Genomic DNA, 22,864 nt, shown 5'->3' with positions numbered 1-22,864 from the left:
CCCGCCATCCGCCAACGAATCACGCGGCGACGTGATTGGTCAACGGGTAGCCACGGTCACGATAGAAGCGGTATCGATCACGGCCGGCGGTCACGGCTTCCGGCGCCGCACCCACGATCTCCAGCAAGCGCTCGAAACGCGCGAAGTCATCGGGCACGGCCGCACCCAGATTCACGAGCACTGCATGATGTGGTGCCCTGGCAGGCTCCGTGCTCAACACCACCGGCGTCTGCGCCGCCAGTGGACTGTCCACGCCACAATGTGGAATGAAGTCCAATGGCGAGAACGTCCACAAGGCCGTATCAAACGCCGCCAGCGTGCCCGGCTCCGCTACGACGACAATCTGTTGACCGGCCCCGTACGCCTTGCGCACCAGCCGACAGGCATAGCCAATCTGGTCCGGCACCCCGGTGTGAAAATCGATACGCGTCATAAGCCGGCCCCGACGATGTACGCGCGGCGGTGGTTACGGAGACGTTCCGCGAACAACATGGCACTCAGGCCGCGCTCGCGGCCTTGACGGCGGGCTTGCGCCCAGGCGCCTTGCGCGCCGCCGGTCCGGCGCCGGTGACACGCGTGGTGCCAGCTTTCCGGGCAGCGGGCTTGCCTGCTTTCGCCGCCTCGTCCACCAACGTGGTTGCGGGTCCGTCCGCCCGTTCGCACAGGAATTGCACCAGTAGCGGAACCGGACGGCCAGTCGCGCCCTTTGCCGCACCGCTCTTCCATGCCGTACCGGCAATATCCAGATGCGCCCATGGATACGCCTTCGCGAAGCGTGCCAGGAAGCATGCCGCCGTCACGCTGCCGGCAGGACGGCCGCCGATATTCGCCATGTCCGCGAAATTCGACTTCAACTGGTCCTGGTAGGCATCGTCGAGCGGCATCCGCCATGCGGCGTCCGCGGCGATCTTGGACGCGTCCAGCAATTGCGCCGCCAGCGCGTCGTCGGTCGCGTACAGGCCGGAGTTGTGGTGGCCGAGCGCGATGATGCAGGCACCCGTCAGCGTGGCGATGTCGACCACAGCGGCCGGCTTGAAGCGCTCGGCGTAGGTCAGCGCATCGCACAGGATCAAGCGCCCTTCGGCGTCTGTGTTCAACACCTCGATCGTCTGACCCGACATGCTGGTGACGATGTCACCCGGCTTCAGCGCATTGCCACCGGGCATGTTCTCGCAGGTCGGAATGATGCCGACGACATTCAGCTTCAGCTTCATCTCGGCAACGGCGCGCATCGTGCCAAGCACGGTGCCGGCACCGCACATGTCGTATTTCATCTCGTCCATCGCCTCGCCCGGCTTCAACGAGATGCCGCCCGTATCGAACGTGATCCCCTTCCCCACCAGCACCACTGGGGCATCCTTCGCACCGCCGCCGTTATGACGAAGCACGATGAATTGTGGCGGCTCGACGGACGCCTTGGCCACGGACAGGAACGAACCCATGCGCAGCGCCTCGATCTGCTTGCGCTCCAGCACCTCGACCTTCAGCTTCCAATCGTGCGCCAGCTTGCGCGCGGTGTCGGCCAGAAAGCGCGGCGTGCAGAAATTCGGGGCTTCATTGCCGAGATCGCGAGTCAGGTCCATCCCGTTAGACAACGCCACACCCGCCTGGAGCGCCGTCCTCAGGGTCTTGTCCTCACCGGCGTTGACGCTGAACAGCACTTTCTTAAGCGTTCGCGCGGGGGGTGCGTCGGCACGCGACCGACGACCGGCAAAGCGATAGCTGGCCTCGCGCAGGCTGACGATCGCCGTGCGCAGCGCCCATGCCGCGTCGCGCTCCGGCACGGGCAGTTGCGCCAGCGTGTGCAAGACGTGCGCGGCCTTGGCCGACGCCAAGGCACGGCCGACGGCGCGGGTCGCCTCCAAATAGGCTTTGGCGCCAAAGGCGTCCGGCTTGCCAAGGCCCACCGCCAGCACGCGCGGCGCGGGCCCCTCGGCGTCGCAGTGCAACAGCAACGTCGCACCGACGCGGCCTTCCATGTCCCCGGTCTTCAGCAAGCGCGCCAACAGGCCGTCAGTCGCGGCATCGACATACGCGGCGGCTGGGCTCAAAGCAGCATGACCGGTCGCCTCGAATACGCCGACCACGATACAATCGGTCTTTGTACCCGTAACGCCGTCGGCGGTGCCGGCCGTCTTGGTCCATCCGAAGGCTTTTATGCTAAAGTCCATCGCGCTCATTCCTGGTGACAGTTCAAGCGCGATTATCCGCTATTTTCCGCCTAACGGCAGCGAGCGGCAGTTGAACGTGTTCCAGGCCTGCGCGTCATGCTCCCCTGACGCGGTGTACGGAACCCGCTAACGTGATGCGTGTAATGCGTCGAAACAAGTCCGCCAGCGCTATCAGGACCTCCTTCGCGCTATCCTGCTGAGCGGATCGCGTGTTTCCGGCGCTCTCTCATTCTGACAACATGATTTTTCAACGTTCACTGCAGCGTGAACTCGCGGCAACCGCCGGCGCCGTCTTCATGGTGCTGGTGACCATCATGCTGACGACAATGATGATCCGGGTGATCGGATCGGCCGCCGTCGGCAAGATCGACCCTCACGACGTCCTGGTATTGATCGGCCTGACAATGGTCGGCTACCTCGCCGTGATGATGATCGTCACCCTTTTCGTCTCCATCCTGGTCGTGCTGACGCGCTGGTATCGGGATTCCGAGATGGTTGTGTGGCAGGCATCCGGACTGAGCCTGACGGCACTGATACCGCCGGTCGCGATGTTCTCGGCGCCGATCATCGTTGCCATTGCGTTTTGCTCCTTGGTGGCGTGGCCCTGGGCCAGTAACGAGCAACAGAAGATTACCGCGCGCTTCCAGCAGCGCGACGATCTCTCGTTGATCCTGGCCGGACAGTTTCGCGAGTCGGCCACCAATCACCGGGTGTTTTTCGTCGAAAAACTCTCCGCCGATCAAGCCCAGGTGCAGAACGTCTTCGTCACCAGCACCGAGAACGGAAAATTGTTCGTCGTCGTGTCGAAGCAAGGACAGATCGAGACCCAACCGAACGGCGATCGCTTTGTCGTCCTGGAAAATGGCCGCCGATACGACGGCGAGCCCGGACATGCCAATTTCCGCGTAGTCGAGTTCAAACGCTACGGGGTAAAAATGGACGACAAACCGACCGTGGACACGCAATCCACGCGCGGCACGCCGTCGTTGGCGCTTCTGCAAAACCCCTCGCCGGATAACTTGGCAGAACTGGCCTGGCGGCTTGGGTTGCCGATGACCGGCATCACCCTGATGCTGCTTGCCATCCCGCTGGCCTATCAGAATCCGCGGCGCGGGCGCACCATTAATATGGTGTTCGCCGTTCTCGTGTACCTGACGTACTCGAACCTGCAGAACCTGATGCAAAACTGGATAGAGCAGCGCAAGATCTCGTTCGCATTCGGCCTGCTGGCACTCCATATCATCGTGGCTTGCCTGGCCTCCTTCCTGTTGTGGCGCCGGATTCAAAACCGCCCCCTCTTCACTCTTCGGCTGCGGCGGGCAAAATAAATGTTACGTACCTACGAACGATACATCGGGAAGCAGATCTACCTGACCTTTGTTTTCATCCTGTTCGCGTTTTCAGGGCTGTTCTTCTTTTTTGACTTGATCAGCCAACTTGATTCGGTCGGCAAGGGAAATTACAGTTTTGCGTATGCGATGCTGACGGTTGCGTTGCAGCAGCCGTCGCATTTCTACGAGATTATCCCGGTCGCGGTCCTGATCAGCGCCATTTATGTCTTAGCCCAGATGGCAGGAACGTCCGAATTCACCATCTTGCGCGCCGCCGGACTATCGCCGCGTCGCGCGCTCGGCACGCTGATGAAGATCGGTGTACCGCTGCTCCTGGTCACGTTTGTGATAGGGGAATTCGTCGGCCCCTACGCCAATCAATTGGCCGAGCAAGTTCGTTTGGGTGCGCTGGGCTCGTCGGTCTCATCCGGCTTCAAATCGGGCGTCTGGCTGAAGGACACGGTGACGGCCAATACGAAGGGCGCGGCGAACGACCAGGCCAGCGTCACGCGTTTCGTCAATGTTGGCAAATTGAATTCGGATTCATCGATCAGCGCGGTCAAGATCTATGAATTCGACTCGCAATACCGGCTGAACAGCATCCGCGAGGCAAAGAGCGGGACGTTCGTTCCGCCAAACCAATGGCAGCTGCATGACGTAACGGAAATGGACCTGCAACGGCTCACGGATGAGCCAGTGGCGGATCTGAATTCCCTCGATCCACTGTACCGGGCGACCGAGAAGGTGCAGCCAGAAATGTTGATGCGCTCCGAACTGACGCCGCGCATTCTGGCGGTGCTGCTGGTACCGCCAGACCAGATGTCGATTTATGCGCTATCGTCGTATATCAGCCATTTGCGCGAAAACAGCCAGGATGCCCAGCGCTACCTTACCGCACTTTGGCGGAAAATCTTCTATCCGTTCGCGGTATTCGTGATGCTAACGCTGTCCCTGCCCTTTGCCTATCTGCACAGCCGTGCCGGTGTCGTCGGGATGAAGGTTTTCGGCGGCATCATGCTGGGTATGAGCTTCCAGTTGATCAACACGCTGTTCTCCCATATCGGCAACCTGAATACCTGGCCGGCGCCTCTGACGGCGGCGCTGCCCTCGCTGATCTATTTGGTGATGGGGATGGTCGGCCTTAAATGGATGAATCGAAACTGATGTCACGCCCCGGTATCATCTTGTTTGGTCATGGCGCACGCGACCCGCGTTGGGCGGCGCCTTTCGAGCGCCTGGCGCAGCGGTTGCGCGGCGTGCCCGATGCACCACCGGTATCACTGGCCTTTCTGGAATTGATGTCTCCGGATTTGGGGGGCGCGATTGACGCACTGGTCGCCGAAGGGTGCGATACGATCAAGGTCGTGCCGGTGTTTTTCGGCCAGGGCGCCCATTTACGTCGGGATTTGCCCGTGCTGCTGGATCAATGCAGACTGACGCGGCCCAACGTGACCCTCCTCTGCACCCAGGCGGCAGGCGAGGATGACGCGGTGCTGGACGCGCTCGCAGCATACGCGCTACGGGCGTAGCGAGGGTATGTGCGCGCCGCCTCGCAATCGCCTGGCCGCCGGCACCCGCGCTTAGGCAGCCACGCCCTGTTCGTGTTTGGACGCAGCCGATGCTTCGGCTGAAGCCGGCGCCTCGGCCCGTATCGCCCTCTGCCGAAACGCGTCGCCAATCAGCAATGTACAGGGCTGCGACGCGTCGAACCAATCAGCCAGCGCGCCGTCCGCCAGCGCGCGGAGGGTGACGGTAATGCTACGCTCGCGGTTCGTCGAGCACGCTTCAACCACGACCGCTGGCGTGGCGGCATCTCGCCCCGCTTCGATCATTTCCCGTGCGATGTCCGGGGCCTGATCCCGACCCATGTAATACACTAGCGAATCCGCATCGGCACGACGTTGGATCTCATCCGAATCGGCGGCACGGCTGCGCGTGGCCAACACCACGCTGCGGGCGACGCCGCGCAACGTCAGCGAACGCTTCAGGCTGGCTGCGCTGGCCAGTGACGCGGTTACACCCGGCACGACGTCATAATCGATACCGGCGGCCTCAAGCGCCCGCATTTCCTCATCGGCGCGACCAAACAGCATGGGGTCGCCGCCTTTCAGCCGCACGACCACTTGCTCGTCATCCTGCGCTTGTGCCGCATCCACCAACTGCTTGTTGATGAAATGCTGCGCACTCGAATGCCTGCCGCAGCGTTTGCCGACGGCGATCAGACGCGCATTCGGTGCGAGTGCCAGCATGTCCGGTTCGACCAACGCGTCATGCAGCACCACAGACGCACGCGCCAGCAAGCGCGCACCCCGGACCGTAATCAAGTCGGCAGCGCCTGGTCCCGCACCAATCAGATAAACCTTTGCTGTCATCTTTTCCCCCTGCCGGGGATCCTTTGCCGCATTACGCCGCCCATGTTCCCGGACGATGCGTGTGGATTGCATGCCGCCTTGCCTCTATACACCGCGTCGCACTTCCACATTCAAAGGGTCCGGGCAGCGAGGCAATCAGGCACTGTATTGCCGAATCATTCCGGCAGCAACCGTATGATACGTCGCTTCGTCAATCAACACGAACGCTCCCGTCGCCGGATTGCTGTCGTAGGTATCACAGACGATCGGTTTTTGCAGATTCAACGAGATCGCGCCGATATCATTCATCTTCACCGTGACCGCGGCGCCGCTATTGTCCGAAAGGGTATGGTCCAAGGTATGGACATCGAGCGTATGCTTGACCGCCGACACGCGTGCGAATACGGTTGCCGTCGTGTGCTTCAGCAGATACTTGCGCAGCGGCGACAATGGTTCCTCCCCCAGCCAGCAGATATCGGCCTCGAGCTTGCGCGCGACAATACCGCTGCCCTGCTGTTGCGCCGCATCCGCCGTGCTCGACGCCTCCACGAACATGTCGCCGCGCGACACGTCGACATCGGCGGTCAGCCGGACCGTGACACATTGCCCGGCATGCGCCTGCCGTACCGCCGCCGTACCGCCCGGCACCGGTGCGATCAATTCGGCGATCTCGGCCTCGATGCCCCCCGGCAACACGCGAACCTTTTGCCCGACGCTCAGCCCCCCGGATTCAATTCGCCCCATATAGCCGCGGAAGTCATCCGCTTGGGAACCGTCTTGCCGCGCAACCCATTGCACCGGGAAACGCAATGCGCCAAGCCGTTGCGCCACCGGCAGTAGTTCGAGCGTCGACAACAGCGGACCATCGCCATACCACGGCATCTGTTCACTCGGGGTCACGACGTTGTCGCCCTTCAATGCCGATACCGGGACAAATCGCACGTTCCGCAGGCCGAGGCGCCGTGCCAGCGCGACGTAGGCTTCCCGGATCTTGTCGAAGACACTTTCGCTATAGTCAACGAGATCCATCTTGTTGACAGCGACGATCACGTGCTGGATGCCGAGTAACTTGACAATCGCGCTATGTCGCTTGGTCTGGGCCAGCAAGGTGGTCGTGTCGCCATCGAATGTCACGCGCGTGGCATCGATCAGGACGATGGCCGCGTGGGCCGTAGACGCGCCCGTGACCATGTTGCGCGTGTATTGTTCGTGCCCCGGCGTATCGGCAATGATGAACTTGCGACGACCAGTCGCAAAATAGCGGTAAGCGACATCGATCGTAATGCCTTGCTCGCGCTCAGCCTCCAGGCCGTCCGTCAGTTGCGCGAGGTCGATTTCGTCGCCGACCGTCCGCTTGTTCTTCGCGCGGGCCAGCGCACCGAGCTGATCGCTCAGCACCGCGCGGCTGTCGTACAGCAGCCGGCCGATCAACGTGCTCTTGCCGTCGTCGACGCTGCCGGCGGTGATGAAGCGTAATACGCCAAGGTCGGCCACCGGGCCGTCGCTTGCGTGTGACAGGCCCGCGTTCGCCGGATGCCCGGCGTTGAGAGATGGTGTGCTCATAATCGGTCCGCCCCGCTCAGAAATAGCCTTGCTTCTTGCGTTGTTCCATTGCTGCCTCGGATGCCTGGTCGTCCATCCGCGTCGCCCCGCGCTCGGTGACATCGGCCACCGCCGTCTCGGCGACGATCGCCGCGACATCGGTCGCGTCGCTCGCCACAGGGCAAGTGCAGCTAATGTCGCCAACGGTCCGGAAACGCACCAGCGCTTCCTCCGCGACCTCGCCATCGCGCGGCGGCGTCAGCCGGGTAACCGGTACGAGCAGGCCGTTGCGTCGTACGATTTCGCGCGTATGAGCGTAATAGATCGACGGCAACGCCAACCGTTCCCGTCCGATGTATTGCCAGACGTCCAGTTCCGTCCAGTTCGAGATCGGGAACACGCGCAAGTGCTCTCCCTGATGCAGCCGTGCGTTATACACACTCCACAACTCGGGGCGTTGCGCCTTCGGGTCCCATTGACCGAATTCGTCGCGGAACGAGAAGATGCGTTCCTTCGCGCGTGCCTTCTCCTCATCACGACGGGCTCCGCCGATCAATGCGTCGAACTGGTGCGCCGCGATGGTTTCCAGCAGCGTGACCGCCTGTGCTCCGTTGCGCGAGTCCGTTTCACGCCGCAGACGCACCGTGCCACGGCGGATCGAATCCTCCACGTGCCCGACGATCAACTCGGCGCCCAGTTCGGCGACCCGCTGGTCGCGAAACGTGATCACTTCGTCGAAGTTGTGGCCGGTATCGATGTGCACCAGGGGGAAAGGCAGCGCCGTCTTGCGATTCGGACCGAGGCCAAATGCCTTCAATGCCAGATGCAGTACGACGACCGAATCCTTCCCCCCTGAAAACAGCAGCGCCGGCTTGCGGCACTCCGCTACCATCTCACGCAGGATATGGATGGATTCGGCTTCGAGCCAATCCAGATGGTCCATGCCGCCCGCAGGCAGCGCGCCATCGGCTGGCACAGCGCTCACACCGGCGGCATCGCTATCCAAGTCAAAAGGGCTGTTCATGTTGCTCATTGCCTCCAATCCATGTCACTGCTTGCTGTCTGATGTTGCAACGTTCTGATGCAATCCGCATTCTTTCGTGTCTCGCGACTCCCACCACCACCGACCCGCCCGGCTGTCCTCGCCGGCCCGTACCGCGCGCGTGCAGGGTTCGCAGCCTATACTCGGGTAGCCCCGCGCATGCAGCGGATTGACCGGGACATCGAGCCGATCCAGATAGGCCCAGACATCGGCCTCGGTCCAATCGGCCAGCGGGTTGTATTTCGCGATATCGCGCGCGCCGTCGTGTTCACGATGCGGCAGTTCCGTACGCGTTACCGATTGTTCCCTACGTTGCCCGGTTACCCAGGCATCCACACCAGTCAGTGCCCGATTCAACGGTTCAACCTTGCGCATCTCACAGCACGCCTTGCGTAGATCGACGCTTTCATAGAACGCATTCAAACCGTGCGCGTCGACGTATCGTGCAACGGCTTCGGGACGCGGCTCGAAAGCCTCGATCCGATAGCCATAACGGCTTTCCACTGTGTCGAGCATCCCAACCGTCTCCACATGCAACCGTCCGGTCTGCAACGTGAAGATGCCAATATCGACGTGCCGCGAAAGGATCGCATGCGTGAGCACCATGTCTTCCGCCGCCAGGCTGCTCGCAAGCTTGACCCGGTGCCCCGGGTGCGCGGCGGCGATACCATCGAGGCGCCCGTCCAGTTCCGCGATCAGGGCGTCCAGCGGTTGAGAGCGCGGGCCGTCACGGCGAGGGCCCGACAATATCGGGCGCATGCTGATGGTGCTGACCGTATCGGTCTCGCCGGCACCGTCATCGGCGCGGGCAATCGACGCGTTAACATGCGCCAGCGCCGTTGCCGATGGGGGGACCGTTTCCGTTGCCATGGTGCGTGCTCCGTTCAGGACTCAGACGACGAAAGTGCATTCGCCGCGGCCAAAGCCACGTCGCCTGCGTGCGCCGCCGCTGTCGCCCCGTGGCGCCGCACTCGACGAAACAACGGACGCGGATCATCGAAAGCGCCTTGGTAGTGCACTGTCAGCTCGTCGAACGCATGCAGTGCATCATGAATGTCCTTGTCCGCACGGACCGCGAACGCGTCGATTCCGCAACGCGACATATAACCGATCTGGTCGCGCAAGACGTCGCCGATCGCCCGTATTTCCCCCTTCCAGCCATAGCGTTCGCGCAACAGCCGGGCGATGCTGATTCCCCGGCCGTCCTTGAACGCCGGAAAATCGACGGCGAGGACCGTGACCGAATCGATGTCATCCAGGACTGCGGCCGGCTCGTCATTCGGCGCCAGCCAGATGCCCAGGTCGGCCTTGCTCCGCGCCGCGGTCAACGCGTCGCGATGTTCGGCCCAATACGTGAACGGCACGATAACGGCGCCGTGCGGCAGATCTTGCGGCGCCGGCACTTGCCCTTGGGCATCCGCACGCACGGTGTGCCAGCGGTCTTCCACGACCTCGCGGTTCTTGATGATCAATGCCATGGTGTGGGTCCCCTGTCAGGCGACGGCCTTCGGCCGGGATGCGTAGACGTATTCCTTGAAAGGCGTCACGCCAATACGAGCATAGGTATCGATAAAGCGCTCTTCGCCATCGCGGTTCGCAACAAAGGTATCGATAATCCGCGAGACGACGTCCGGCACTTCTTCCGCCGAAAACGAAGGGCCGATCACGCGACCGATTCGCGCCGCGTGGCCTTGGTCGCCGCCCAGTGACACCTGGTACCACTCGCTGCCGTCCTTGTCGACGCCGAGAATGCCGATGTTGCCGATATGATGATGACCGCATGAATTGATGCAGCCGGAGATATTCAACGTCACGTCGCCGAGGTCGTACACGTAGTCCAGATCGTCGAAGCGGCGTTGGATCGCTTCCGCGATCGGGATCGACTTTGCATTGGCGAGCGAGCAGAAATCGCCCCCTGGACAGGCGATGATATCGGTCAACAGGCCAATATTCGGCGTGGCAAAACCCGCGGCGCGCGCCAGTTGCCACAACGCGTGCAGATCCGCTTGCCTGACGTCCGCCAGAACCAGGTTCTGCTCTTTCGTCACGCGGATCTCACCGAAGCTGAAACGGTCGGCCCAATCAGCGACGGCTTCCATCTGCGCATCGGTCGCATCACCCGGTGGCGCGTTGTGGGGCTTCAGCGACAGCGTCACGCTGGCATAGCCCGGTTGACGGTGCGCACGAACATTGCGTTCGGCCCAGCGCGCGAACGCGCGGTCGTCCCGCAGATGCTGCTCGTACTGACGATCGATTGCCGGCAGCGTCTCATAAGGATGCGGCACAAAATAAGACGCCACACGATCGCGCTCCTCGACGGTAAACGTCGCGGGACCGTCCTTCAGGTGGACCCATTCCTGCTCCACCTGCTCGGAGAACTGCTCGGCCCCCAATGCCTTGACCAGGATCTTGATCCGCGCCTTGTAGATATTGTCGCGCCGTCCATAGCGGTTATAGACCCGTAGCGCTGCCTCGCAGTACGAGGCAAGATGTTGCCATGGCAAATCACGCTTGATCACACTGCCGAGAATGGGCGTACGGCCCATGCCACCGCCGGCGAGCACATCCGCAATCACATCACCGTTGGCGTCACGCTTCAAATGGATGGCGATATCATGCAGCAGCGTTGCCGCACGATCCTCGTCGGCGCCGGTGATCGCAATCTTGAACTTGCGCGGCAGCCAAGCAAATTCCGGGTGGAACGTCGACCACTGCCGCATCAGCTCGCAGTAGGGGCGCGGATCGACACGTTCATCGGCAGCAACCCCTGCGAACTGATCCGTGGAAATGTTGCGAATGCAATTGCCGGACGTCTGGATACCATGCATCTCGACCGATGCCAGTTTTCGCAGTATTTCCGGCGTTTCCTCCAGCGTGATCCAGTTGTACTGGATGTTCGTGCGGGTGGAAAAGTGACCATATCCACGATCGTGCTCACGCGCGATATGCGCCAACATACGCATTTGCGTACTGCTCAGGTTGCCGTACGGAATCGCGACGCGCAGCATATAGGCATGCCGCTGCATATAGAGACCATTCTGCAGACGTAGCGGCTTGAATTCTTCTTCATCCAGTTCGCCGCTCAGGCGACGCCGCACCTGGTCAGCGTACTGCACCACGCGTTCGTCAACGATTTGCTGATCGTACTGGTCGTATTGGTACATAGGGGAACTCGCGTATTTCGCCACTCTTCGCCAAGCGCTCCGCTGAGTCCGAGAGCAGCCATGAGCAGCTTACAGACTGCGACGTAGGCACCTCAAACGCTAAACCGGGGGCGCTTCACTACCGCGGAACGGTGGCATTGGGACTGGAAATCGTAATAAACTCGCTTTATATTTCAAACGACTAAAAAATTAGTACGTTATACCGCAGGGTTATTAGCCCGGTCTGGCCCGCCAGACGGGGCGCTACGGCGCGTCGGCGGGCCAGACGGCGGTATGTTACATCGCGTCAGCACCGCGCTAACCCTGTTTCGCGACAGGGTTGTCCTTCGGGCGCCGCACGTCACGAAGTCGCCCCGTGGGGCCTGCGGCAGCGTTTTGAAGACGCCATTGCGGCACCCGCGCGGTTGCGCCACGTACTCATTAAACCGGACCAGGGGCCTTTGCCGGCACTGGCCCTTCGGGACTTGCTGCTCATCATGAACCTGCATCAATTCCGCTTCGTCCGCGAGGCCGTGCGTCAGAATTTCAACCTGACTGAAGCGGCGAAAGCACTATTCACGTCACAACCCGGCGTTTCGAAGGCCATTATCGAGTTGGAAGAGGAGTTGGGGGTTGAAATCTTCCGGCGACACGGCAAGCGCGTACGCTCGCTGACCGAGCCTGGACGCCTGATTCTGGCATCGGTCGAGCGCATTTTGCAGGAGGTTGAAAGTCTGAAACGGGTAGGGAGCGAATTTGCCGCCCAGGACCAAGGCAATCTGACCATTGCGGCCACCCACACGCAGGCGCGCTATGCGCTGCCGGCCGCCGTGGCGGATTTTCGCAAACGCTTCCCGAAAGTGCATCTGTCGATCCTGCAAGGCAATCCAACGCAGGTTGCCGAGATGGTGCTGCGTGACCAGGCGGATCTGGCCGTGGCGACGGAAGCCATTGCCGATTACCCAGGGTTGACGACGGTGCCCTGTTTCCAATGGATGCACGTGGCCATCGTCACGCATGATCACCCGCTGGCGTCACGCGGTGAGTTGTCCCTGGAAGATCTGGTCCAGTATCCGCTGATCACCTACGGGTCCGCCTTCGCGGGGCGAACGAAAATCGACCAGGCGTTCGAGCGTCGCGGGCTGACGCCGGACATCGTGCTGGAAGCGATAGACTCGGACGTGATCAAGACCTACGTGGAGCTGGGACTGGGCGTGGGGATCATGTCCGATATGGCGTATCAAGCGGATCGAGACAAGTCACTGAAAGCCATGTCCGTGGGACATCTGTTCGGATCAAACGTCACACGGATTGCGCTGAAGCAAGGGGCCTATCTTCGAAGCTATATCTATACGCTGGTCGAATTGCTCTCGCCGCAGACCGATCGCAAGCTGCTGGATCAAGCACTACGCGGCAACGAAGGCGAGCGATACGAGCTGTAGCCTGCGGGCCATTAAGAAAATGGCGATCAGTGCTTGCCTCGCTGAACATTTTCCGCCATAATCCCGCTTCTTGTTTGTCTCGGTGTGTGCTTTACAGCATTTTCCTGGTGGCAGTTTGTATCGCCACCATCAAGGATCACCGAGCCACAGACGGCCCGGGTGGTGAAATTGGTAGACGCAGGGGACTCAAAATCCCCCGCCGCAAGGCGTGCCGGTTCGATTCCGGCCCCGGGCACCAACGGGATTTAGCGGATGTCTATCCGCAAAAAAAGGCCTGCTCTTCGGAGCAGGCCTTTTTTCATGGCGCGGGCGCCTGCTCCGTCGCGTTCATGCCGAGGCGGCTAGCCGTATGGTTTGTCCGGGGATTGACGGGGTGCGCGGTGATGCTTCGTATTGTGTGGTCACGCATGCTGGCAACTACCGATTGCAGCGACGAATAGCCGGCAATATTCCGCAGGCGGAAATCAGCGCCCAACACATTAAGATGTTCGTCGTTGTCGAAATACGTTTCCCATTCATGGGCACCCATGTTCCGTTGCAGTAGTGCATCGATATCGGCGGACGTCGTCCCGGGTGAAAAATGGGTAAATGGATGGGCCGCAACGGCCTTTATCACCAAGTCATCTTCCCCTGGCACGTATTCCGTGTATGCCACCGCGTAAATCGGACGCCCTGGAAAACCGATGTCCTCCTTGCGCACCAGGGCGAAAAAACGCTCATTCGGTTTCCCCTTCGCCCTGAACGCATCATCGATATAGGACGCGAACCGTGAGAGGGAAATAAGGTTGTGCCGCTGTTGCTCGGACAATCTCATACTCTCCGCTACGTCACCCGCACAAGCTTCACCGGGTGGGCGAATAAGCATATCCGCATACTGGCGCACCCTGCTCACCTGCGAGCGGAAATGATCATGGTCAAGCGGCGTGGTCATGACGTGCGCCGCTCGACCAGATTGTGGAACACCCGTAGTGCGTAGCGCGTTACGCACTTTATTCACTGGGATCAGTGTGAACGCAGTGGTCGCCGACCACGATCGGCTACGGTCATTGAACGCCTTGAGCGGTTCGATGTCCGCGGCAAGACGAGACGCATGCGGCAATCGCGCCAGGCGCCGCTCGATCCACGATACCTTGCGATGATGGATCGGGACACTGCACGCATACGCGCTTAGATGGCCTACGCCTTCCGGCGCGGATGCCGATTCACCTTGCGCATGCGTCCCGATCCGCCCCGATGCAATAACCCATTGACCGATACGCCCCAACACCGACGACATCGCACCCGGTCGACTATGCGCCACGGCAACGCGCGATAATGCCGGCCCATCCACATCCGCCGACACATCGTCCACCTCTCCTTGAACGCATCGTCTTGATGCTTGCGTCAAAGAAAGTGATGCCGATGTCGGTGCAAGCTCGCGGCGTTGCATAGTCTCGTTCGTCTAGCCATGAAGGAAGCCCAGAATAGCAAAGCAGACAATGAAAAGATCGCCTCTAAACCTCTCTCCTACGGCCAATCAAGCGATGCAACGGTGATGCCGAACGAGATGCCTAGCCGGAATTTATTCAAAGGCCGCACGCCGTTCACGCACTTGCCCTGCGCCATGGAACAGATCCAATTTACAAGCATGGACCAGCCCGCACGGCGCTGGATGGTGCGGGATGGCTGTTGGGTGCTGCGAGGTAGATATTTGATGCAGGCCAGCGCGGCTATTTGTGGCCGCGAGGCGCTGTCGCCGTCACGGTGACAGCGCGCGGCATGACATGGCATTGTGCGCGAGCGTCCGCCATACCCCCCCGAGCAGGCCTACCAACATCGGCAATGACATCGTGCTGTTGCCGTTGTACTGCCCGCTATAATGCCAATCCGTTCCCGCCATTCCTTTTCGCGTCATGTCGACCCTGCCGATTACCTGCGAGACGCCTGGCGCGTTACGTGCCCTTGTCAGTGAAGGCGGGCGCCATTATGTCAAACTCGCCTTCGCGGATGCGGATTTATCGAATCTCGATCTCAGTGGCTGCACATTCGAAGATTGCGATCTGGCCGGCGTGGCACTCCGTCATGCCGATCTGCGAGAAACGCACTGGCAACGTTGCCGAATGGGACATGTACGCTTCGATGGCATCAAGGCCCAAGGAGCCGCTTTCACTGCATGCGATCTGGCAAATTCCGAATGGCGAAACGCACGTATCGATGGGGCGTCCTTTTCGGATTGCCGCTTGACCGGCGCACAGTTGAACATCGATATCGGCCTGATCGGCGCGACCTTTGCGCAAACGCGTCTCGTGGCCGCCACGATCATCGGACTGTCGATGCGCAAAATGACGCTTGACCATCTCGACTTTTCAGACGCGGACCTGCGCGGCTGTGATTTCCGGGAAGCGATTTTCGAGGGTGGCTCGTTGCGTGGCGCCGCGTTCAAAGACTGTAGATTTAAAGACGCCGATCTCAGAAATTGCGAGTTGGGCGAACTGTCGTTGGCGCAAGCCACGCTCCTGCAAGGTGCCATTATCTCTCACGAGCAAGCCGCACAGATCATGACCACGTTTGGCTTCGTCGTAGCGTGACAGCAAAGGGTAACAACGGCTGTGCAAACGCATACGGGCCCGTATGCCAATCGGGTATAGCCGCCGCGCCCGGCCCTGACAGCGATTACCGCACGCCTCAATCCGCAACGCTAGACACCGCCTGCGCCAGCCTTTTCGTGCCTTCTCCAATCTGTTCCAGCGTCGGCGTCGCGAACGAAAGCCGAACAGCGCTAGCATCGGCGTTCGAGGCGTAGAAAGCCTCGCCCGGCACAAACATCACGCCGTGTTCAATTGCCGCTTTCAACACCACCGCCGCGTCGATTCCTTGCGCGAAACGCCCCCACAGGAACATCCCCCCCTGTGGCCGGGCAAACGTTAGTTGCTCGCCCAATGACTCGGACAGTCCATTTGCCAGTGCATCGCATTTCGCGCGGTAGCTGGCGATGATGTTCGGGAGATGGGCCGCAAACGTATCGCCCTCCAGATACGCCGCGGCCACGGCCTGCATCCAACCCGGACCGCAGAGATCCACCGTCTGTCGCGCAATCGAACATCGGCGCATGATTTCAGCGGGCGCCAGCATCCAGCCAACCCGCATTCCCGGCGCAAGGATCTTCGACAAGCTGGAGAAATGCACGATCAGGTCGCGCGCACCCGGCACGTCCTGTGCCAACGCCAACAATGACGGCTGTGCCTCCCCAGCGAAACGCAGCCCACTGTAAGGGTCATCCTCGATCAACAGTAGTCGATGCTTGACCGCGAGTTCGAGCAACGCCACCCGCCGCGCGCGCGACATCGTCAGGCCGCTGGGATTCGAAAACGTCGGCACCGTGTACAACGCCTTGGGTTCGGATAGCCTGTCGTCCCAGCACGCCAATTGTTCCGATAAGGCATCGACGTCCAACCCATCGGCATCCACCGCCACCGGTATGATGCGGCCCTGCGCCAGGCGAATGGCCTGCAGCGTCGCCGGATACGCCGGTTGCTCGACGAGGATGACATCCCCCGGATCCACCATTACGCGCAACAACAAATCAAGGCCCTGCTGGGACCCGGCGGTCACCATGATGTCGCCGTCGTCGCACGCCACCCCACGCGACCGCATCACAGCCGCGAGGGCGGCACGCAGCGACGGCAAGCCATCGGTTGGACCGTACTGCAAACACGCGGATGGATTCGACCATGCCTTCTCATGCGCGCGTTGCAAGCCATCCCGATCGAACAGCGCGGGATCCGGCATGCCCCCCGCGAATGAGATCATCCCGGGTCGGCTCATATACGGAAACAATGCGCGGATTGGTGATCCGGCCGCATGCCGGTACGGTGTCGCGAAAAAAGACACGTTCATGGCGTTACCCGTCACGGAACGCGTGCTCGCGGATCCAGAAGCCGTGCTGGAAAGGTCGGATTGCGTGGTGCTCATATCATCTCGAAAAAAAGGACGGCAACTGCAACAACGAAAACAACGTTGACGCCAAGGGAGGCAAGACCACGTCAACTCGCGTCGAAATCGAATCGGATACCCTGAGCCAACGGCAACTGCGTTGAGTAATTGACAGTATTGGTCGCGCGACGCATATAACCCTTCCACGCATCGGAGCCGGATTCACGTCCACCACCCGTTTCTTTCTCGCCGCCAAATGCACCACCAATCTCGGCACCGCTTGGTCCAATGTTGACATTGGCAATGCCACAATCGCTACCGGCCGCACTGATAAAGCGTTCCGCCTCGCGCAGGTCGTTGGTGAACACGCACGAAGAAAGACCATGCGCCGCCGCGTTATTTGCCGCTATTGCATCGTCGAATTGCGTATAGCGCATGACGTAGAGAATCGGTGCAAACGTTTCCCGCAATACGACCTGTGTCTGCGTCGGCATTTCCACCAGTGCCGGCCGCACGTAATACGCGGCATCACTACCGGCCTCACCGTCGGGGCGCACACGCTCGCCGCCCGTCACGCGGCCGCCCTGCTCGCGCGCTTCATCCAGCGCGCGCTGCATGGCATCGAATGCCCCGGCGTCAATCAGCGGTCCCATCAACACGCCCTCCTTCAATGGATTGCCGATCGGCACCTTGGCGTACCATGCCTTCAGACGCGAGACCGTGTCGTCGTAGATGCTGTCATGTACAAAAAGACGCCTTAACGACGTGCAGCGCTGACCCGCCGTGCCTACCGCCGAGAACAGAATGCCGCGCGACGCCAGTTCGCGATCCGCCGATGGCGTCACGATGCCTGCGTTATTACCGCCGAGCTCGAGGATGGCACGACCGAAACGCCGTGCAACATCAATGCCCACCGCCTGACCCATCGCCGTGCTGCCAGTGGCACTGACGATGGCCGCGCGCGCGTCACCGACCAGGCGCGCACCTATATCGCGGCCGCCGATCACCGTCTGTACCAGTCCGGGCGGTGCGTCACCGAACGCGATCAGCACATCGCGCATTAACGCGTCCACCGCGAGTGCACTCAACGGCGTCTTCTCGGACGGCTTCCACACCACGCTATTGCCGCACACGAGTGCAAGCGCCGCGTTCCACGACCACACCGCCACCGGAAAATTGAATGCCGAGATCACCAGGCACGGCCCCATCGGATGCCACGTCTCCGCCATTCGATGTCCGGGCCGTTCCGATGCGATCGTCAAACCATACAACTGACGCGACAAGCCCACCGCGAAGTCGCATATATCAATCATCTCCTGCACTTCGCCCAGCCCTTCCTGCAAAATCTTGCCGGCTTCCATGGACACGAGGGCGCCTAGCGCCTGCTTTTTTGCGCGCAACGTTTCGCCCAGCAAACGGATCAGCTCTCCACGCCGCGGCGCCGGGACACCGCGCCAACGAAGAAAAGCGGTCTGCGCGCGCGCCATGACCGCTGGCGCCTCCTCGACGTCATGCGTCGGCACCACCCCGATACGGCGGCCATCGATCGGGGAATGGACCGCCAGCCCTGCCGACAACGCTACGCCATCGATGGGGACGGCATGCGCGCCAAGATGCGCCAGGCCCAGTTCCGCCAAAACAGCATCGATATTCATGTGCTCTCCTCGTTGCCCACATACCGTCTTCGCGACGCGTTGACGGAAACCTTCACATTGTCACACCGGCGGTCATCTTGAAAATACCTTGCGCATTGCCGGCGTCAAAGCGCAGGTCCAACCGCCAACGACCGCTGACTGTGTCGAATTCATGCTTGCGCGTGATGAATTCGTAAAATGACCCCGGTACCGTTCGTGTGATCTGCCGACCCTCGCTATCGACGAAAGGCCGTTCAACCAGGTCGGCACGGTAGGCCGTCTGAAAAACACGCCCTGATCGCGAACATTCGACGTCGGGCTTCATCGGCAAGCCGAGCGATTTCTCGGCATCGGCCAACGCAAACACATCGACCACCCGGTCCGTTGCATGATTAAAGGCATTGCCCTCGGTCGCGATCCACGCCATTTCCGCCGATTCGCGCAGCACGGTGTCATAGTCGCGCTCATGCGGGACGGCATGCTGCCGGGCAAACGCACCCACGATGATTGGCAGCAGTTCCTGCGCATAGGCCAACGGCAGGCTACCGTCGCGATGGAGGTCCCATAACAGCGCGGTGGCATTGGGCGTCAACGGATCGACAGAGCTAGACACGATGCGCGTCACCGCCTCTTGAAAATCCCGTGAAAAACGCTCCGGGTGCAGTTCGCTGACAAAGAATTGCGCAATCTCTTCAGGCGCATCGCGATGCGCGTACGCCCGCCCGGTCATGCCCAATTTGTCGAGCGGATAACGATTGCGCAATTCGAAGCCCAATGGCACGAGAATACGCGCGAAGGCCGCTTCACCAGGCGGCAACGCGCCGTTGCGCGACCATCGCACGGTGCGCAGTGCACCATGATCGAAACACACCGCGGATATCGGCTGATCCTGCTGTCCACTCGCGCCACCGTGGGCCTGGCCGCGCTCGCGTGCCGTGGCCAAAGCCCGGGTGGTGTAATGACGGCCGTTCGCGGAACGGGCAATCAGCCCGTCGAACAAAGCCATGTTCATGGCTTGCGCCAGCTCGGTCCGGCTGACAATGCCGGGCTCGCAGTGCGACAGCACGGACGGTCTATTGAGCGTTTCAAACAAAATCGCGGTCTTTTCCGGTCCCAGCAGGGATTGCAACAGGGCATCGATATTCGCATTGCGTTTCATCTTCGTCTCCTCGTAGCCTCACGCGCGTTCCATCGATTATTGGCCCCTGGGACGATGCCGTAAAGCGCGATAAAATCGGCACATGATGCGTTTACGGAATCAACTCCATGCCCACGCGCCGCCGCCGTCTTCCCAATATGGGTGCGTTGATCGCATTCGATGCCGCCGCGCGGTATGAGCATTTCACCGCCGCGGCCCGCGCGCTATCATTGACCGAGAGTGCGGTATCGCGTCAGGTGGGCGCGTTGGAGCAGCAACTGGGAGTGCGACTGTTCGTTCGCGCGAAACAGCGGGTGATTCTGACCCGTGCCGGCGCACTCTACAGTACACAGGTCCGGCGCATGCTGGATACGCTCGAACGCGATACGTTGGCGATCATCGCGCACGGCAGCGGCGCCGACGCGTTGGAACTGGCGGTACTCCCAACGTTCGCATCGCAATGGCTGCTACCGCGCATGGCGGGCTTGTCGGCGCGACACCCCTCGCTGCGCGTGAACCTGGGTGTCCAGACTGCCATGTTTTCCTTTTCCGATACGCATTTCGAAGCGGCTATTCACTACGGCGCACCCAACTGGCCTGGCACGATGGCGGATCGCCTTTTTGGGGAAGAAGTCGTTCCCGTCTGTTCGCCGACATTATTATCGTCAAACGGGCAAGCGCCCACGCATCCGTCGGGGCTGCTCGATTTCCCGCTCCTTCATTCCACCACGCGCCCCGACGCTTGGCATCATTGGCTACTGCAGCAGGGCGTCGATGATCCACGCGCAATGCGCGGCGTTCGCTACGAATTGTTCACGATGCTGATCAGCGGTGCGCGCGCGGGACTGGGCATCGCCCTGGTGCCGCGTTTCTTTCTGGAGGAACTGTGTAACGATCCCGGCTTGGTGATGCCCTTCGCCGAACGGTCAGTCGCGCAGGCACGAAAACAAAACAAGTCAGACAGAGATGGAAAAACAGGAGACGCCACGGAGGGGCGCGATGGCGAAGCAGCGGGATATTATCTCGTCTATCCAACCGAAGCGCGCCACAATGCGGCACTACAGTTGTTTAGAGAATGGTTGTTGGAAGAAGCTGACGCCTACACGCGGCGTCAGAGCGTAGCAATAACACCTTCCACGTCGATCGGCTTGACCAATAGCTGATCAAAGCCTGCTTCCTGCGCCTGACGGCGGCTGCCCTCGTCACCATAGCCGGACAGCCCGATGAGTTTCAATTGCGCACTCGTGAATTGCGTTCGCAAACGGCGAGCGACCTCGAAGCCGTCCATGCCGGGCATGCTGATGTCCAGGATCACCGCTTCCGGTACACGTGCCGCGACAGCGGCCAATGCCGCGTGGCCGTTGTGAACCACGCGGGCCGAGTAACCATGAATTTCGAGCAACATGGCCAAACTCTCAGCCGAATCAACGTTATCGTCGACGACCAGCAGATCTTTTTGCTCTTCCATACGTACCTATGCTCCTCTCCCTCCGCAACCGTCGAACGCGTTCGGCGCGCATGCGCCGGAAACCGCCCGGATTACGGAAGGGTAGATGGCCACCCCGCCGAAACAACTGACGACGCAATTGACTTTAACCGTCTATTATACTCGTTGGCAAATCGCCGCTTTACAATTCAGAAAAAACCCAACGCCGATGTGCCATAGCTAACCAACAGGTTTTTTGTCTGTTGATAGTGCTCCAGCATCATCTTATGGGTCTCGCGACCAATCCCAGACTGCTTGTAGCCACCGAAAGCCGCGTGAGCCGGATAGGCGTGGTAACAGTTGGTCCAGACCCGGCCCGCCTGAATCTCGCGGCCCAGGTGGTAGGCACGATGGACATTGCGCGTCCACAAACCGGCCCCCAGACCAAAGGGGCTGTCATTCGCGATTTCGAGCGCTTCCGCCTCGTCCTTGAACGTGGTCACGGACAACACAGGCCCGAAGATCTCTTCCTGAAAGATGCGCATCTTGTTGTTGCCGCGAAAGATCGTCGGCTGCATGTAGTACCCGCTCGCTAACTCGCCATCAAGCCGCGCACGTACCCCGCCGGTCAGGCAGTCCGCTCCCTCGCCTCGCCCTATCTCGATATACGAGAGGATCTTGTCCAATTGTTCCTCTGACGCTTGCGCGCCAATCATTGTCTTGTCATCGAGCGGATGTCCCTGACGGATCTTTTCCACACGGGCCACCGCCCGTTCGATAAACCGGTCATAGATACTTTCCTGGACCAACGCGCGCGACGGACAGGTACACACCTCTCCTTGATTGAGCGCGAACATCGCAAACCCCTCCAGGGCCTTGTCGAAGAATGCATCGTCCTGCGCCATCACGTCGTCAAAGAAAATGTTCGGGCTCTTGCCGCCAAGCTCCAACGTGACCGGGATCAGGTTCTGGCTCGCGTACTGCATGATCAACCGCCCGGTAGTGGTCTCACCGGTGAAAGCGATTTTCGCGATCCGCTTACTGGACGCCAACGGCTGCCCGGCCTCCGGACCGAACCCATTGACGATATTCAACACACCCGGCGGCAACAGGTCCGCGATCAATTCGGCCAACACGAGAATGGAGGCCGGGGTTTGCTCGGCCGGTTTCAATACGACGCAATTACCCGCCGCCAACGCCGGGGCCAGTTTCCACGCCGCCATCAGGATCGGGAAATTCCAAGGAATGATCTGACCCACCACCCCCAATGGCTCATGAAAGTGATAAGCGATTGTCTCGCGATCGATCTCACTGATTGACCCTTCCTGAGAACGAAGACAGCCTGCGAAATAGCGGAAATGATCGATCGCCAGCGGAATATCCGCGGCGCGTGTCTCACGAATAGGCTTGCCATTGTCAATCGATTCCGCAAAGGCCAATTGCGACAAATGCAAGGTCATCCGATCCGCAATGCGCAGCAATACAGCGGCGCGATCCGCCGCCGATTGCCGTCCCCATGCGTCCTTGGCGCGATGTGCGGCGTCCAGCGCCAATTCGATATCCGCTGCCCTGGAGCGCGGCACTGACGTGAAGACCTGGCCAGTGATTGGAGACACATTATCAAAGTAGACGCCGTCAACCGGAGGTACCCAGGCCCCACCGATAAAATTTTGATATTGCGACTTGAATGGGAAGGGAACACCTAGAAATTGCATGTTTGCATGGTCCATTG

General features: G+C 60.6%; 21 protein-coding genes, 1 tRNA gene and 1 pseudogene. 8 read left to right on the top strand and 15 right to left on the bottom strand.

Annotated elements, in window-relative coordinates:
- Positions 1-19: 19 nt before the first annotated feature.
- Positions 20-433, bottom strand: a complete 414-nt coding sequence (locus SJQ66_RS18740; RefSeq protein WP_024902685.1) for a DNA polymerase III subunit chi — start codon at positions 431-433, stop codon at positions 20-22.
- A 217-nt stretch (positions 434-650) separates the two neighbouring features.
- Positions 651-2,171, bottom strand: a pseudogene (locus SJQ66_RS18735) (leucyl aminopeptidase); the annotation flags it as partial.
- A gap of 239 nt (positions 2,172-2,410) precedes the next feature.
- Here SJQ66_RS18735 and lptF point away from each other — a divergent pair.
- Genes lptF through SJQ66_RS18720 form a run of 3 tightly spaced genes read left to right on the top strand, consistent with a single transcriptional unit; the run spans position 2,411 to position 5,031 of the window.
- The gene (gene lptF / locus SJQ66_RS18730) at positions 2,411-3,499 is read left to right on the top strand and encodes an LPS export ABC transporter permease LptF (protein WP_024902683.1); all 1,089 of its coding nucleotides are present in this window, start codon (positions 2,411-2,413) and stop codon (positions 3,497-3,499) included.
- Entirely contained in the window at positions 3,500-4,666 is a 1,167-nt protein-coding gene (gene lptG, locus SJQ66_RS18725) for an LPS export ABC transporter permease LptG (RefSeq protein ID WP_024902682.1), read from the top strand.
- Positions 4,666-5,031 carry a sirohydrochlorin chelatase gene (locus SJQ66_RS18720; RefSeq protein ID WP_024902681.1) on the top strand — a complete coding sequence of 122 codons (366 nt, stop codon included), beginning with the start codon at positions 4,666-4,668 and terminating at the stop codon, positions 5,029-5,031. The genes lptG and SJQ66_RS18720 overlap by 1 nt, the downstream gene beginning before the upstream one ends.
- Before the next feature lie 51 nt (positions 5,032-5,082).
- On the opposite strand, the gene cobA is transcribed toward SJQ66_RS18720, so the two are convergent.
- From cobA to SJQ66_RS18690, 6 genes are all read right to left on the bottom strand, one after another.
- Entirely contained in the window at positions 5,083-5,874 is a 792-nt protein-coding gene (gene cobA / locus SJQ66_RS18715) for a uroporphyrinogen-III C-methyltransferase (protein WP_036008722.1), read from the bottom strand.
- A 135-nt stretch (positions 5,875-6,009) separates the two neighbouring features.
- Positions 6,010-7,416, bottom strand: coding sequence for a sulfate adenylyltransferase subunit 1 (locus SJQ66_RS18710; RefSeq protein WP_081764834.1), 1,407 nt, complete (start codon positions 7,414-7,416; stop codon positions 6,010-6,012).
- A 16-nt stretch (positions 7,417-7,432) separates the two neighbouring features.
- The gene (cysD, locus tag SJQ66_RS18705; RefSeq protein ID WP_046151959.1) at positions 7,433-8,338 is read right to left on the bottom strand and encodes a sulfate adenylyltransferase subunit CysD; all 906 of its coding nucleotides are present in this window, start codon (positions 8,336-8,338) and stop codon (positions 7,433-7,435) included.
- A 105-nt stretch (positions 8,339-8,443) separates the two neighbouring features.
- On the bottom strand, positions 8,444-9,307 hold the full coding sequence (locus SJQ66_RS18700) for a phosphoadenylyl-sulfate reductase (RefSeq protein WP_024902677.1): 864 nt from the start codon (positions 9,305-9,307) through the stop codon (positions 8,444-8,446).
- 14 nt (positions 9,308-9,321) lie between these two features.
- Positions 9,322-9,915, bottom strand: a complete 594-nt coding sequence (locus SJQ66_RS18695; RefSeq protein WP_024902676.1) for a DUF934 domain-containing protein — start codon at positions 9,913-9,915, stop codon at positions 9,322-9,324.
- Positions 9,916-9,930: 15 nt separating this feature from the next.
- On the bottom strand, positions 9,931-11,601 hold the full coding sequence (locus SJQ66_RS18690) for a nitrite/sulfite reductase (protein WP_024902675.1): 1,671 nt from the start codon (positions 11,599-11,601) through the stop codon (positions 9,931-9,933).
- 476 nt (positions 11,602-12,077) lie between these two features.
- Between SJQ66_RS18690 and SJQ66_RS18685 the strand changes: the two genes are divergently transcribed.
- Both SJQ66_RS18685 and SJQ66_RS18680 read left to right on the top strand, forming a co-directional pair.
- Entirely contained in the window at positions 12,078-13,022 is a 945-nt protein-coding gene (locus SJQ66_RS18685; protein ID WP_024902674.1) for a CysB family HTH-type transcriptional regulator, read from the top strand.
- A gap of 153 nt (positions 13,023-13,175) precedes the next feature.
- Positions 13,176-13,260, top strand: a tRNA-Leu gene (locus SJQ66_RS18680).
- 60 nt (positions 13,261-13,320) lie between these two features.
- Here SJQ66_RS18680 and SJQ66_RS18675 read toward each other — a convergent pair.
- Positions 13,321-14,373, bottom strand: coding sequence for a hypothetical protein (locus tag SJQ66_RS18675; RefSeq protein WP_320535153.1), 1,053 nt, complete (start codon positions 14,371-14,373; stop codon positions 13,321-13,323).
- A gap of 96 nt (positions 14,374-14,469) precedes the next feature.
- Here SJQ66_RS18675 and SJQ66_RS18670 point away from each other — a divergent pair, with 96 nt between their 5' ends.
- Positions 14,470-14,769 carry a hypothetical protein gene (locus SJQ66_RS18670; protein ID WP_024902672.1) on the top strand — a complete coding sequence of 100 codons (300 nt, stop codon included), beginning with the start codon at positions 14,470-14,472 and terminating at the stop codon, positions 14,767-14,769.
- On the opposite strand, the gene SJQ66_RS18665 is transcribed toward SJQ66_RS18670, so the two are convergent.
- Positions 14,761-14,916: a hypothetical protein gene (locus tag SJQ66_RS18665; protein ID WP_157684957.1), complete on the bottom strand. Its 156-nt coding sequence runs from the start codon at positions 14,914-14,916 to the stop codon at positions 14,761-14,763. The genes SJQ66_RS18670 and SJQ66_RS18665 overlap by 9 nt on opposite strands.
- Here SJQ66_RS18665 and SJQ66_RS18660 point away from each other — a divergent pair.
- Positions 14,915-15,589, top strand: a complete 675-nt coding sequence (locus tag SJQ66_RS18660) for a pentapeptide repeat-containing protein (RefSeq protein WP_024902671.1) — start codon at positions 14,915-14,917, stop codon at positions 15,587-15,589. The genes SJQ66_RS18665 and SJQ66_RS18660 overlap by 2 nt on opposite strands.
- A gap of 97 nt (positions 15,590-15,686) precedes the next feature.
- Here the strand turns inward: SJQ66_RS18660 and SJQ66_RS18655 are convergent, their stop codons facing one another.
- From SJQ66_RS18655 to SJQ66_RS18645, 3 genes are all read right to left on the bottom strand, one after another.
- Entirely contained in the window at positions 15,687-16,892 is a 1,206-nt protein-coding gene (locus tag SJQ66_RS18655) for an aminotransferase-like domain-containing protein (RefSeq protein WP_390173993.1), read from the bottom strand.
- Between the two features lie 152 nt (positions 16,893-17,044).
- Complete coding sequence (amaB, locus tag SJQ66_RS18650) at positions 17,045-18,589, bottom strand: L-piperidine-6-carboxylate dehydrogenase (RefSeq protein WP_320535152.1); 1,545 nt, start codon at positions 18,587-18,589, stop codon at positions 17,045-17,047.
- A 52-nt stretch (positions 18,590-18,641) separates the two neighbouring features.
- Complete coding sequence (locus SJQ66_RS18645; protein WP_024902668.1) at positions 18,642-19,727, bottom strand: DUF1338 domain-containing protein; 1,086 nt, start codon at positions 19,725-19,727, stop codon at positions 18,642-18,644.
- Between the two features lie 107 nt (positions 19,728-19,834).
- On the opposite strand from SJQ66_RS18645, the gene SJQ66_RS18640 reads away from it, so the two are divergent.
- Entirely contained in the window at positions 19,835-20,869 is a 1,035-nt protein-coding gene (locus tag SJQ66_RS18640; protein ID WP_046151846.1) for a LysR family transcriptional regulator, read from the top strand.
- Here the strand turns inward: SJQ66_RS18640 and SJQ66_RS18635 are convergent.
- Both SJQ66_RS18635 and adh read right to left on the bottom strand, forming a co-directional pair.
- Positions 20,818-21,174 (bottom strand): response regulator, encoded by a 357-nt coding sequence (locus SJQ66_RS18635; RefSeq protein ID WP_024902666.1) that lies wholly within the window; start codon positions 21,172-21,174, stop codon positions 20,818-20,820. The genes SJQ66_RS18640 and SJQ66_RS18635 overlap by 52 nt on opposite strands.
- 167 nt (positions 21,175-21,341) lie before the next feature.
- Positions 21,342-22,862, bottom strand: a complete 1,521-nt coding sequence (gene adh, locus SJQ66_RS18630; protein WP_024902665.1) for an aldehyde dehydrogenase — start codon at positions 22,860-22,862, stop codon at positions 21,342-21,344.
- Positions 22,863-22,864 lie beyond the last annotated feature (2 nt).

The sequence above is a fragment of the Robbsia andropogonis genome, from assembly GCF_034047095.1.
Taxonomy (GTDB): Bacteria; Pseudomonadota; Gammaproteobacteria; order Burkholderiales; family Burkholderiaceae; genus Robbsia; species Robbsia andropogonis.
This window is presented reverse-complemented; position numbering and strand designations above follow the sequence as displayed.